Raw genomic sequence first — 12,808 nt, forward strand, 5'->3', positions numbered from 1 at the left:
TCACTCCTTGCTCTCGACGAGAGAGGCGTATTCGGACAAAGGGGATTGCGGATCGAGTAGTGAGGTGCGAATAAAGTGCAAATAGCTCCCTATTCGACGGAGGACTGAAGTGTCGAAATGCGAAGCGAATGGTTCTTCAGTTCGTTGCGCACAGTCGATCGCGTGTTCGACGGCGGCGAGACCTCGGTTGAAATGACCCTGAGTCGGTTTAAGGAACAGTCGTGTCAGGGCTCGCCCCATCGCTCGAATGGCCTGGCGCCATGGTTGTGACTCGGCGTAGCTGGGATGTATCGGCAGCACTGCCTGCTCCCGCCGAAGCTCGATGATTGCGTGACCGATTTCCTGCACCAGCAACATCCATCGCAACAATTTTCGCTGCACCAGTGGCTTGCCTGCCGCGAGGCCATAAGCCTGGTTTAACAAGTCCCGGCTACCGCTTTCAAAACTGGAACCCAGCGCTTTCAACGGTGCGTTGATAGCGAAAGTGATCCGTCGTCTCAGGTCATGCTCAAGCCGATGCAACAACCATGGGCTGTTTGGAGGCAGGATAATCGCCCCTGCCGCCGCGCATACCAACATGCCGAACACCATCGCGATGTAGTCATTGATCAGCCCGTAGGGGTTATAAAGCGTCATGTTGTCCGGGATTGAACTGGTCCCGAAGAACACCAGCATTCCCAGTCCGTATCCGGCCCATTGCGGGCGGACCAGCCAATAAGAACCCAAGACGATCACCGGTGAAATGACCAAGCACAGTAATGGGAATCCGTCGATGAGCGGGTACACGAAAAATACCAGGAACACACCAATGGCTGCCGCCAGTAGCGTCCCGCAAGCAATCTGAAAAGACATCCGTTTCGGGTTTGTAGAGAACGCTGATAAGCCAACCGTCAGTGCGGACACCAACGTCATGGCCGCGCCACTGGGCCATGTCGTGAGGATCCAGAACGTGCTGAGGAACAGCAACACAAATGCCGAGCGCAGACCCGCTGCAATGGCTGCCATCCAGTTGGTTTGCGGCATGAACGGTTCGTCCCACTTTTCCCTCGCGTGGGAGTGGTCAGCAAGCGACGAATGGGTCAAGGCGTAGCTGTGAAGTTCATCGACAAAGCGATACAGCAACTCATAGGCGGTATGGAAATCGAGTAAATCGTTCGCACCAGGATTGATCTGCATTAACGCCGAACGCTGGTGACGCACGTGCTCGGGCAAGCCTGCCTTATAGGTTTGCGCACGCAGGGCCAGTAACTCGGCATCGGCGGGTGTCAGTGAGTGTCCCGCAAACTGCTCCAATGCATCTGCCAATTCTCGTAGCCCTGGGTCGATTGCCAGCGCCACAGACTCGCCACCACGATGACGTAACCGCTCGATCAACTGATGCAACGCGTTGAAGCGAGTGGTGATTGCCATGAACTCGCTATTCAGTCGGTTCAGTCGACCGTTGCGCCGACGCATGTGTGGGTCTTCGAAGATGGTGATACTGCGCAGAACCTCCAGATTGACCGCTTCGGCGATAAATCGAACGTTACCGCTTTCGAATGCTTTTTGGTCGATGGTACTGCGAATGCCGGCAACGACAAACTCCGCAAAATTGCCAAAGCGCTGATACAACGTGTTGCGCATGCTGGCGCTCGCGGTGCGGGGCAACAGTGTGGCGCTGACCAGTGTGGCGCAGATAATCCCAAGCGTGATTTCCAGCACCCGCCATGCGGCGGCCATGAAGACCTTGTCAGGATGAGAAACCACCGGCAAGCCAACCATTACTGCGGTGTACCCGGCAAGCACGAAACCATAGGCGCGGAAATTGCGATTTCGCGCAGCGCCTGTAGAACAAATGCAGACCCAAATCGCCAGCCCGGCCAGAAACAAATCCGTCTGCTGCGCGAACATGGCCATTAAAAAAACCATGAATGCGGAGCCGACTAACGTACCGATAAATCTATAGATACTCTTGGCCAGGACGTGCCCGCTTTGTGGCTGCATGACAATGAAAACCGTGGTGATTGCCGTACTCGGTTGCGGCAGTTCCAGGCGCATGGCAAGCCACAAGGTCAGGAAAGAAGCGACCAGCACCTTGAACAAATAGATCGCGGTAAACCCTTCATTGTTGATCCACTCGACGAGGTTTCTACGAGGTTCCAGCGAAGCGAGCCGTCGTTTTAATTGAAGTAATGCCATCATGGTTGGCTCATCAATTGATCAAGGGCGTGCAGTACGGCCTGGGGCTTGCGAGGAGTCATCTGTTGTTCGACAGGGGTATCCAACTGGCTGGCAACCCCTCCGCCCAACGCCACGATCAATGCGGCATGCACCGTCAACCGTTCAGCCTCGACCTTTTGCTGAATGCTCTCTTGGTGAAACAACGCGGTTTGTGCATTCAGAACGTTCAAGTAGTCGGTCAAACCGCGAGAATAGGCGGTTAGTGCAATGTCATAAGTACGCTTGGCTGATGCCACCGACTCGGTGACAAACACCTGCTGGCGATCCATCGATGCCCGGCGTATCAATTGATCAGAAATATCTTTCAGTGCGTGGACCAAGGACTGGTTGTAGTGCGAAACAGCTATGTCATAGCCCGCCGACGCTTCACCCAATTCGGAACGCAAGCGACCGCCATCAAATATCGGCAGGGAAACTGCGGCACCTGCGTTGTAGTTGATTTTCCTGCCGGCGATAAACTCAAGCATCCCGCCGCCGCTGGCCATGTAACCAATGCCACCGACGAGATCGACGTTAGGGTAGAAGGCTGCGTGCGCCACATCGATACCCCGCGCATTCGCTGCCACCCGCCATCGACTGGCAACCACATCCGGGCGATGACCGATCAGTTCGGAAGGCAGCACAGCGGGCAACTTTATGGCTTGTTGTAACGACAAAACCGGCCGTCGCAGGACGGCCCCCGCACCCGGCCCCTTCCCCGCCAGCATGGCCAACTGATTGCGATTCAGTGCGATGACTTCTTCCAGCGAATCGATTTGTCGATGTGTTTCACTCAGCGGGGTTTGCGCCTGACTGATCTCGAAATGAGTGCCAATTCCGCCTTTCAATCGACGCTGCGCGAGTTCCAGAATTTGCGTCTGTTGAGCGAGGACTTCATTGGCGATATCGAGCTGAGCGAAATTCAGTGAAAATTGTATGTAGGCCTTCACCACATTATTCTGCAATTCCAGCTGAGCCTGACGTGCTTCGGCTGCGCTCATGTGGGCACTGTCCAGCATTTGTTCGGTCCTGCTGCTTTCCAGCCCCCATATATCCAGTGGGTAGCTAAGTCCCAGCGAAGAGCTGTTGTCCCACGTGCTGTTATTGGACAAGTCGCCGGGGCCGTAAAACGGGTCGGCTGGCCAATGGTGACGTTTAATTGAGGCATTGCCGTCAATGTGCAATGACTCGGCAGACTCAGCGATCTCAGCCATCGCCCTGGCCTGGCGAACACGCGCAGATGCCGCAGCCAGGCTCGGGCTGTCCATCAGGGCGAGCTCCAGCCACTGATTGAGTTGCTCGTCACCGAAGTCACGCCACCATTGAAATGACGGCCAATTGGCTTCCTTTGCTGCTCGAGCAATTGCCTTGCCCGAGTCTAGGTCGTTGGCGTGAAGCGCTTTCATTTGAGGAGCAATGCCTTGGGTTCCGATGCAGCCGCTGGTAGCCAAACCTAACCAGAGGACGCATTGGAACTTGAAATTTTGGCTGATGAATCGCGGCACCGTGAATGACTCCCGACTTGAATAGCGCTAAGGGCCGGGGAGTCTAGAGGCTAATAAATACACCGATAAGTCATCAGAAAAGCGAATGATTGTTGCTTTAAAAAAGACAATAAATAGGGTTTACGGCGCCCTGTTACTTTATGCCACACTAAATTTCGACTACTCGGAGAGTCCCAATGGACATCCTGCAAAACATGCGAATTTTCCGAAGCGTGGCGTTAGCGGGCAGCTTCACTGCCGCCGCGGTACAGCTTGACTCCACCACCGCAAATATCTCTCGCGGGATTTCGCAGCTCGAAAAACACCTGCGAACTCGCCTGTTCAATCGCACCACGCGGCGAATCGCGCTGACCGACTCCGGCAAGCGGTATTTGCTCAGGTGCGAACAGATACTCAAATCGGTGGCAGAGGCTGAGGTCGAAGCGGGTGATGCCCACACGCAACCTACGGGACAGCTGAATGTGCACTCGATGACCGGCATAGGTCAGCACTATGTGGTGGACGCGATCGCCCGTTATCGGAAAAATTATCCCGATGTCACGTTTAACCTGAGTATGAGCAATCGGATTCCCAACTTGGTCAACGAAGGTTTCGATGTGTCGATTATCTTGGCCATCGACTTGCCAGACTCCACAAACGTTTCGCAAAAGCTGGGTGAGACTTACAGCATTGTCTGTGCCTCTCCTTCGTACGTGAAAGCATTCGGCGCAGCGTACAGGCCTCAAGACCTGCTCAATCACGCCTGCTTAACCTTGGTCAGCCCGGTTATTCCTCTGGAACGATGGGCCTTCGACGGTCCGAACGGGCACGAGGAGGTGACTATCACCTCCTCTCCTTTTTTGGTGGACTCCGTGGACGCGATGAAAACTGCAATCAGCAACGACATGGGGATCGGAATACTGCCGGTGCATGCCGCCATCAAAGGGTTGAGCAATGGCACCTTGGTACGCGTGTTACCCAGGTATCGTCTGGAAGAGCTGGGTCTGTATGCCATTTACCCGTCTCGGCATTTTCTGGATGCCAAGATAAAAACCTGGGTGGAATACCTGAAAAACTCGTTACCCGAAGTACTTGCCGACCATAAGGCCGTATTGAAAATTCGCGACTTGGTCCACTTCAACTGAGCGCAGGGAAACCCTGCGTCAGGTGAACGCCTTAGCTGAGGTTAAGGCGCATCCATCGCTCCACATCCATAACTTCAACATGCTGCTGATGGTTGAACGTGCAGCTTTTATCCCAGGCGACGCCCTTCCCTTGCGCGAACACAGCCCTGTATTTTTTGATGGCGTCATCGGAGTCGAATGCCAGATCTGCGTTCAACTTGGCAACGCTCCACTCCACTCGCAGGACATGGCGTCCAAGCACCTTATCCACTTTGTCAGCCAACTCGCCATACGTCAGCGTGTCACCGGCGGTGTACACCACCTGATTTTTCAAACGCGGTTTCGCGAAGAGAATTTCCGCGGTGAGCAAGCCGATGTCTTCGGGGGTGGTGACGGTAACAGCGGTGTCCCAACTGCCCAGTGCGTTGACGGTATTTTCAGCAAGGTTCACCACGCCGAATACCGGTTCAAACAGGAAGCTGGTGAACATTCCGGTGGAAACGATGAGCCACTCGGTTCGTTCCTGCCCGCGCAAAATATCTCGCACATCAAGTTGTTCATCGAACAAATCCTGAGCGCTGCCCCGGCCGATGACGTCGTAATCGACGCCAAACTGCCACGGAACAAAACGCCGGACGCCGGCCTCGATTGCCGCGCGGGTCAGTTTGACTTGCGTCCCCTTGCCCGCCGCGAAACCGATGCAACTGACCACCGTATCGAAACCGGCAAACAACGCGCTGAGCTCGGAAATCGAAGCAGACATCAAGTCACCCGGCAGACATTCGATGCGCAAGGCACGTAGCTCGTCGATGGACGCTTTCTTGCTCGACTCGTTGGACTCCAGCGTGGAAGGACGTAACAGAACCGTCACGCGTGTACCGTTGGGCGTCGCCGCCAGTCTGGCTAACTGACGAAGAACGCACATACCCAATTCACCTGCGCCAAGGACAAGGATTCCGCGATCCGTCGTACGTGTGTCATCTTGCATAACCATCTCCCCTTATTGATTTGCCCCCTCTGAGGCGCTGCCGATGCTGGCACACTAGGAGTTCGCTCATAAGAAGGCACACCGGTGATACCGGAGGACAATTGAACAGATCAGAGGTATTAAAACGCTCTCAAGCCGCCTGTGACGCCCTGAGCGCAGAGGATGACGGGTTGAAGCGCGAAGTGCTGACACATGCCGGAAATCGCTGGTCTCTGGGTGTTGTTCATACGCTGGGCGTAGCGGGCAAGTTGCGACATGCAGAAATCAGCCGGCGCATGCACGGTGTCACACAACGGATGCTCACACGCACGCTTCGTCAACTCGAGCGCGACGGTTTGGTGGTGCGTCATGACCATCACGAGGTTCCACCACGCGTTGAATATGAATTGTCGGAAATCGGGATGGGCCTCTTGGTGCAGATGATTCCGCTATGGACGTGGGTCATTGAAAACGCCGAGGGTTTTCGCAATGCGCGCCAGTCCTATGACCTCCAGGTGAACGCGCTCACTGAAGAATGATTGCAATACTGTTACTCATCGCTGATTGCGGAAGTTTAGCTCCGTGGAATACGGAGCCAGAGCCGCTTTTTCCGCCAACGCGGGGCCCCTAACCTAGCGTTTTGTCCCGTGAGATAACTCAGTATGTCCGCACTATTCCAGCCGTTGACCCTCAAGGGTATAACCCTGCGTAACCGCATCGCAGTCGCCCCGATGTGCCAGTATTCGGCCAATGACGGAGTCGTCGACGACTGGCATCTCGTCCATCTGGCGTCCATGGCCCGTGGCGGCGCTTCTTTGGTGATTGTGGAAGCCACCGCGGTTTCGCCGGAGGGGCGCATTACGCCGTTTTGTACGGGCCTATGGAATGACGAACAGGCTCAGGCGCTTGTGCCCGTGGTGCAGGCAATCAAGGCTGCCGGCGCCGTCCCTGGCATTCAGCTTGGACACGCCGGACGCAAGGCCAGCCTGATGCTTCCATGGGAGGGTTACGGGCAGATGCCCGAAGAAGATCCGCGTAGCTGGCAAACCATCGGTCCCTCGGCCATTGCGTTCGGCGCCAACATGCCCTCCCCTCCGATGGCCATGTCGGTCACGGAGATTGCCCGCGTTCGCGATGATTTTGTCAGTGCCGCACGCCGGGCGCTGGAAGCGGGTTTCGAATGGCTAGAATTGCATTTTGCCCACGGCTACCTGGCGCAGAGTTTTTTGTCCGACTACGCGAACAAACGCGATGACGCTTACGGCGGTTCGTTTAAAAACCGCTCTCGGTTTCTCCTCGAGACGCTGGCCGGCGTGCGCGATGTATGGCCCGAACACTTGCCGCTGACCATCCGCCTGGGCGTCATCGAATATGACGGACGGGACGAACAGACGTTGGCCGAGGCCATCGACCTGACTCGTCAATTCAAAGCCAACGGGTTGGACCTGCTCAGCGTCAGCATAGGTTTTACCATCCCTGACATCGACATTCCCTGGGGCACTCCTTTCCTGGCCGATGTCTCACAGCGAGTGCGCGAAGAAGCAGGCATTCCCGTTGCCTCCGCATGGGGCATGGGCATACCCACCGTTGCCGAAAAAGTGATCGCCGATGGGCAACTCGACCTCGTCATGGTGGGACGTGCGCACTTGGCCAATCCGCACTGGGCCAGCTTCGCGGCATACGAACTCGGCGTTGAAAATGCTGCAGAGGTTCTACCCACTCAATACGGCCATTGGCTCGGACGAAAAAGCCGGTTCTCCTAACTTTTTTTTTGGCCCTTAATGGCATGCAGTCTTAATCGGTTAATACTCGTTTTCAGGACTATTGCGCTTCAATGGACTAGTTGTTTTAGGTCATATCGGATCGTTACTCTTCTTCGTTACCCCTGCACAATGGCGAGCCTATACATACAGCAAAGACTGCACTGCTGGATGTGTTCAAAGGCGTAAAAACGCGCACTCGCCCCGTGGTAGATGTACCTGCCCTTCCAACACCTCAACTCCATAATTGTTGGAACACCTGCCATCGGTATTGCACCGGAGGCCCAGATGCCTTTTTTAAGAACCTATGCCTTCCATCTCGACAATGCTTCGCTTGAGAAGTATTGCCGACCCGCTGATTTTTTTGCCTGCGATACGTTGATGCAGGAAGAGGTCGGCGAGCTTGGCGTCCTCCACGCCAATAAAACCTGCGAACAGGATCTGCAAACGCTGAAGCCTTCAGCCAACCATCAGCCTTCTCCATTTAAACTGGAGAGAGGCTGATAGCCTTTGCCGGCTACTCCAGCTAACGCGCTCTAAACTTGGGCACTCTTTTCAGAGTGCCTTGGCCCAATCGCGCAACAAGTACTTCTGGATCTTGCCTGTCGATGTTTTCGGCAACTCGATAAACACCACGGTTTTCGGCAATTTGAAGCCCGCCAGATGTTCACGACAGAACAGGATGATATCGGCTTCCCGGGTGTTCTGATAATCGACTTTGAGCTTGATGAAGGCGCAAGGAGTTTCGCCCCACTTTTCGTCCGGACGGGCGACCACTGCGGCCTCCAGTACTGCCGGGTGACGATAGAGAACGTCTTCGACCTCGATGGTGGAAATGTTCTCGCCGCCCGAGATAATGATGTCCTTTAGGCGATCCTTGATTTCGACATAACCGTCAGGGTGACGCACCGCCAGGTCGCCGGTATGGAACCAGCCGCCTTCGAACGCTTCACTTGTCGCTTCGGTGTTCTTCAAATAGCCCTTCATGATCGTGTTCCCGCGCATGAAGATTTCGCCGACACTTGTGCCGTCCAAGGGGACCGGTTCAAGGGTTTTCGGATCGGCAACCATCAGCCCTTCCAGGGTCGGATAGCGCACGCCCTGGCGCGACTTGATCCTTGCGCGCTCATTCAGCGGTTGCTCGTCCCACTGGTCATGCCAGGCGCAAACGGTCACCGGGCCGTAAACCTCAGTCAGCCCATAGACGTGTGTGACCTTGATGCCCATCTCCTCGACCGCACCGATGACTTTGGCCGGCGGTGCGGCGCCCGCCAGCATGGCGTCGACCGGATGATCGAAGGCAGCCTTGGACGAGTCTGGCAGATTGACCAACGCATTGAGGACAATCGGCGCACCACACAAATGGCTGACCCGATGTTGATGAATCAAAGTGAGGATTTTCTGCGGATCGACCCGACGCAGGAATACATGAGTCCCAGCCAACGCAGTCACCGTCCATGGATAGCACCAGCCGTTGCAATGAAACATCGGCAAGGTCCACAAATACACCGGGTGGTGCCCCATGGCCCAAGTCATCTGATTTCCCAGTGAATTGAGATAGGCCCCGCGGTGGTGGTAAATGACCCCCTTGGGATTCCCCGTGGTGCCGGATGTGTAGTTGAGCGAGATGGCTTGCCATTCATCCTCAGGCCATTGCCAGGCGAACTGTGGATCACCTTCAGCGAGGAAGGCTTCATAGTCCAGCGTGCTAACCGCGCTGCCTTCGCCGTACTCCGGGTCGTCCACATCGACAACCAGTGGCGGATGAGAGAGCAAGCTCAAGGCTTCACGAATAACAGCGTGGAACTCCCAATCGGTGATCAACACCTTGGCTTCGCCGTGCTCAAGCATGAAGGCAATAGCTCGCGCATCCAGCCGCACGTTCAGGGTATTGAGTACAGCGCCGATCATCGGCACGCCAAAGTGGGCTTCGAGCATGGCCGGGATGTTGGGGAGCATCACTGCCACAGTATCGCCCTTGCCGATACCCCTCTGGCTTAGTGCGCCAGCCAGGCGCCGGCAACGTTCATAGGTCTCTTGCCAGTTGCGGCGGATGGCGCCGTGGATCACGGCGGGATACTCACCGTAGACAGAGGCTGTGCGCTCGATGAAGCTCAGCGGAGAAAGGGCGATATGGTTAACTGCCGAGGGCGCCAGGCCCGTTTCGAAAATCGACATGAGGTTATCCTGTGGGGGAAATCACCAGCCTGTTTTACTGTGCTGGAAACCTCCGATGGCTGATTGTTAGCTCTGATCAGGTTTCAAAACGGCCCCGCCTGATCAACGGGGCCGCTGCGTGCAAACGCCAGGTTCAAGCAGTCTGTTGCTTGGTTTTGCGCAGGTGCGCACGCCAGGTCATGGCCCAATGAGCCGGGTCTTCCAGCGGTGCGCTCTTCAAGCGGTGAATAGCCTGGTTGTGCGGCGAGGTCTTGACGATCGCCGGATTCGAGTAAGCCTCGTCGGATATGTGCGCAAGCACCGCAATCCAGGTGTCCAGCGCCTCTTTACCGTACATCTCGCCTGCCTCGGGGGTAATCGGCTCCGGTACCAGCCACGGGTGGTGACTGCTCCACATTGGATCAATACCGAAATCGCTCATGCGGTTTTGCACGTCATGGACGTCGACTCCGGTTTCCTCCTTGAGTTGCTCAAGGCTGTAGCGCGTCATCTCCATCCGGTGGCTTTTAGCCTCAGGGTGTGAACGAGTCACGCCACGAATCGCCAGCAAGCCTTTTTCCATGTAGTTGTTGGCCAGTACCGAAATGTCCGACGCCTCAGCCATCCCTTTTGCGCCCATGGCGCGGGACCAAGCGTAGGCCTTGAGGATGACCGGAACGTTGCCCCAGAACTCGCGGATCTTGCCGGCACTCTGCGGACGGTCGTAATCCAGGCTGTATCGTTCACCGTCAAAGGCCACCACCGGTGCCGGCAGGAACGATGCAAGTTCTGCCGAACAACCATAGGCGCCCACTGCCGGGCCTCCCACTCCACTTTTCGGTGCGCCGAACGTCTTGTGGAGCATGAACATGCACGCGTCGAAACCGAGCTCTCGCGCACGAATCTTAGTCATCGCGCCGTTGAAGTTTGCATGGTCGTAGAAGCACAGACCGCCCGCTTCATGCACCACGCGCACCCACTCACGAATTTCCGGGTTGTACACGCCCATGTCGTCGGGGTTGTTCACCATCAGCGCTGCCGTGCGGTTGGACACGGCGGCCTTCAGGGATTCGAGCGACGGGTAACCGTTCTCTTCGATCATCAGGGTGATGACCTTGAACCCGGCGGCAGCTGCCGTCGCGGCGCTGCTGGGGTGCGTCTGGATGGTGGTGATGATCTCGTCACGCTGCTCCAGTTCGCCACGGGAAGCATGGTAGGCACGGGTCACCGCGCAACTGGTGTACGCCGCGTCAGCACCGCCGCCTGCCTGGAAGATGAACTGGTCCATCCCGGACAACTCGCGCAGGATCGTGTCCATGCCATGCACGACTTCGAGCGCGCCTTGCAGGGTGTCCTCGTCCTGATGTGGATGCACGTGAGTAATTTCAGGGCGCCATGCCATCGCCTCGTTGATCTGCGCGTTGTACTTCATGGTGCAGGTGCCGAACAGGCTGATGTTCATCATGCCCAGGGTCTGCTGCGACAGGCGCAAGTAGTGATACAACACCTCGGGCTCGGACAGTTCCGGCAACGCCGGTCTGCTGGAGCGCCTCATGTTCGCGGGAATCAAATCGACGGCGCTGCCGACAGCTGCTTGCACGTCAGCCTCAACGTCGGAAAAAATCACACCGCGACGGCCGGGATAGCCCATCTCCAGAATGACGGGTTCGCTCCAGACGGGAGCATGGTATTCCTTGAGTGGAGTGCTCATTGTGCGATTACCTCTTTAAGTGCAGCAGTCAGGCGCTGAATATCGGCTTGTGTGTGAATCTCGGTGACGCAGTACAGGGCGCTGGCCCCAAGCGCCGGAAAGTCGTGAGTCAGATCTTTTCCGCCGAAGATTCCGAGCGCGAGCAACTGCTTGTTGATGTCCTTCACGCTCAGCCCGGTGGCGTCGAAATTCACCACGAACTCCTTGAAGAAACCAGAAGGGAATGTCACTGCCAGGCCCGGAACTTCACTCAGCAACTTCGCCGCGTAGTGAGCACGTTGCAGGATGAGATTGCCTACATCCTCGAAGCCCTTTGGTCCCATCATCGCCATGTAGACGGCATTGGCGATGGCCCACATGTAGACCGAATGACCGGTCCAGTCATTGCCCTTGTCACGCAAGCCGTAGGACGATTGTTCGAACAAGCTCAGGCCAAAACCATATTCGCCGGGCTTGGTGGTTTCGGCGATGCTGATGAACAGCGTCGGGTATTGGTGGGCGTACAGTTCTTCGTCGCGGGTTGCAATGAAGCCGCTGACCCCGCCACCACAGTTCATATGCACGCCGAGCGGCTGAGTGGTACCCACCACGATGTCGGCGCCGAAATCAATCGGTGCGGCCAGCACGCCGAGGGAGATCGGATCGACCCCAACGATGACTTCGGCACCCGCTGCATGGGCAATGGCGGCGATTTCGGCCCCTTGCTGTTCGATCACACCGAAATAAGACGGTGTTTCGAAATAGACCGCAGCCGTTTGCGCACCGATCGAGGCACGGAGGTGATCAATATCGAGCAAGCCGGTTTTCGGGTCAAAGTCGACGAGTCGCACGACGATGTGGCCCGGCATTTCCACGGGTTCGCAGTAATTGCGGATGATGGAAAGCCGCTCAGGATCGATGGCACGGACCACCGCCACTTCGCTGCGCCCGGTAATTCGGGTTGCCATGCGAATGGCGTGACCCGCAGCGCAACCCCAGCTGCGCACTGGCAGGCCGACCAGATCCATGTTCAGCAGCTCGCCGAGTTGGCTGCAGAACTCGAACCAGGCTTGATTGCGACCGTGGTCGGAGCTCGGCTCACCAAACACCGAGGTCAGCCATTCATTACGGCGCACGACTTCGTCGCACGCTGCCGGAACGTGATGCTGCCAACAGCCGGCGCCCAGGAAGTTAAGGTTTTGCTCGCAGGTCTTGTTTTTCGACAGCGTGCTGAGCAGATGCCGACGCAGCTCGCTCTCGTTGAGCGCCGGCGGCAAATCAATCGGACGTTGCAGGCGGTGTTCATTGGGAATTTGCTGGAACAACTCCTCAATGCTGTCTACACCGATCGAGTCGAGCATCTCCTGTTTGAGTGCAGGAACAGAGTTCGCCATGTAGGGGTGGGCGACATGATTACTCATGGGGTT

At 56.5% G+C, this 12,808-nt stretch carries 10 protein-coding genes; 4 read left to right on the plus strand and 6 right to left on the minus strand.

What is annotated here, in order from left to right:
- Positions 1 to 2,178, minus strand: coding sequence for an FUSC family protein (locus tag K5K95_RS25670; protein ID WP_409999737.1), 2,178 nt, complete (start codon positions 2,176 to 2,178; stop codon positions 1 to 3).
- Complete coding sequence (locus K5K95_RS25675) at positions 2,178 to 3,704, minus strand: efflux transporter outer membrane subunit (protein WP_222586697.1); 1,527 nt, start codon at positions 3,702 to 3,704, stop codon at positions 2,178 to 2,180. The genes K5K95_RS25670 and K5K95_RS25675 overlap by 1 nt, the downstream gene beginning before the upstream one ends.
- Positions 3,705 to 3,880: 176 nt before the next feature.
- Here K5K95_RS25675 and K5K95_RS25680 point away from each other — a divergent pair, with 176 nt between their 5' ends.
- Entirely contained in the window at positions 3,881 to 4,828 is a 948-nt protein-coding gene (locus K5K95_RS25680; RefSeq protein ID WP_222586698.1) for a LysR family transcriptional regulator, read from the plus strand.
- A gap of 31 nt (positions 4,829 to 4,859) precedes the next feature.
- Here K5K95_RS25680 and K5K95_RS25685 read toward each other — a convergent pair whose 3' ends face one another.
- On the minus strand, positions 4,860 to 5,795 hold the full coding sequence (locus tag K5K95_RS25685; protein ID WP_222590430.1) for an aromatic alcohol reductase: 936 nt from the start codon (positions 5,793 to 5,795) through the stop codon (positions 4,860 to 4,862).
- A gap of 101 nt (positions 5,796 to 5,896) precedes the next feature.
- On the opposite strand from K5K95_RS25685, the gene K5K95_RS25690 reads away from it, so the two are divergent.
- The 3 genes from K5K95_RS25690 (at position 5,897) to K5K95_RS25700 (ending at position 8,038) form a co-directional block, all read left to right on the plus strand.
- Positions 5,897 to 6,313, plus strand: a complete 417-nt coding sequence (locus tag K5K95_RS25690) for a winged helix-turn-helix transcriptional regulator (RefSeq protein WP_222586699.1) — start codon at positions 5,897 to 5,899, stop codon at positions 6,311 to 6,313.
- A gap of 123 nt (positions 6,314 to 6,436) precedes the next feature.
- A complete protein-coding gene (locus K5K95_RS25695) occupies positions 6,437 to 7,537 on the plus strand; it encodes an NADH:flavin oxidoreductase/NADH oxidase (RefSeq protein WP_222586700.1) in 1,101 nt (366 codons plus the stop codon).
- Between the two features lie 210 nt (positions 7,538 to 7,747).
- A complete protein-coding gene (locus K5K95_RS25700) occupies positions 7,748 to 8,038 on the plus strand; it encodes a hypothetical protein (RefSeq protein WP_222586701.1) in 291 nt (96 codons plus the stop codon).
- Positions 8,039 to 8,089: 51 nt separating this feature from the next.
- Here the strand turns inward: K5K95_RS25700 and K5K95_RS25705 are convergent, their stop codons facing one another.
- From K5K95_RS25705 to gcvPA, 3 genes are all read right to left on the minus strand, one after another.
- Entirely contained in the window at positions 8,090 to 9,712 is a 1,623-nt protein-coding gene (locus K5K95_RS25705; protein ID WP_222586702.1) for an acyl-CoA synthetase, read from the minus strand.
- A 133-nt stretch (positions 9,713 to 9,845) separates the two neighbouring features.
- Positions 9,846 to 11,402, minus strand: a complete 1,557-nt coding sequence (gene gcvPB / locus K5K95_RS25710) for an aminomethyl-transferring glycine dehydrogenase subunit GcvPB (protein WP_222586703.1) — start codon at positions 11,400 to 11,402, stop codon at positions 9,846 to 9,848.
- A complete protein-coding gene (gene gcvPA, locus K5K95_RS25715) occupies positions 11,399 to 12,802 on the minus strand; it encodes an aminomethyl-transferring glycine dehydrogenase subunit GcvPA (protein WP_031318813.1) in 1,404 nt (467 codons plus the stop codon). The genes gcvPB and gcvPA overlap by 4 nt, the downstream gene beginning before the upstream one ends.
- Between the last annotated feature and the right edge of the window lie 6 nt (positions 12,803 to 12,808).

The organism is Pseudomonas sp. DR48 (assembly GCF_019823085.1).
Taxonomy (GTDB): domain Bacteria; phylum Pseudomonadota; class Gammaproteobacteria; order Pseudomonadales; family Pseudomonadaceae; genus Aquipseudomonas.

Coding starts and splice junctions, on each gene's coding strand:
- K5K95_RS25670 (WP_409999737.1), bottom strand. CDS start 2,178: ATGGCATTACTTCAATTAAAACGACGGCTCGCTTCGCTGGAACCTCGT.
- K5K95_RS25680 (WP_222586698.1), top strand. CDS start 3,881: ATGGACATCCTGCAAAACATGCGAATTTTCCGAAGCGTGGCGTTAGCG.
- K5K95_RS25685 (WP_222590430.1), bottom strand. CDS start 5,795: ATGCAAGATGACACACGTACGACGGATCGCGGAATCCTTGTCCTTGGC.
- K5K95_RS25695 (WP_222586700.1), top strand. CDS start 6,437: ATGTCCGCACTATTCCAGCCGTTGACCCTCAAGGGTATAACCCTGCGT.
- K5K95_RS25700 (WP_222586701.1), top strand. CDS start 7,748: ATGTACCTGCCCTTCCAACACCTCAACTCCATAATTGTTGGAACACCT.
- K5K95_RS25705 (WP_222586702.1), bottom strand. CDS start 9,712: ATGTCGATTTTCGAAACGGGCCTGGCGCCCTCGGCAGTTAACCATATC.
- gcvPB (WP_222586703.1), bottom strand. CDS start 11,402: ATGAGCACTCCACTCAAGGAATACCATGCTCCCGTCTGGAGCGAACCC.
- gcvPA (WP_031318813.1), bottom strand. CDS start 12,802: ATGAGTAATCATGTCGCCCACCCCTACATGGCGAACTCTGTTCCTGCA.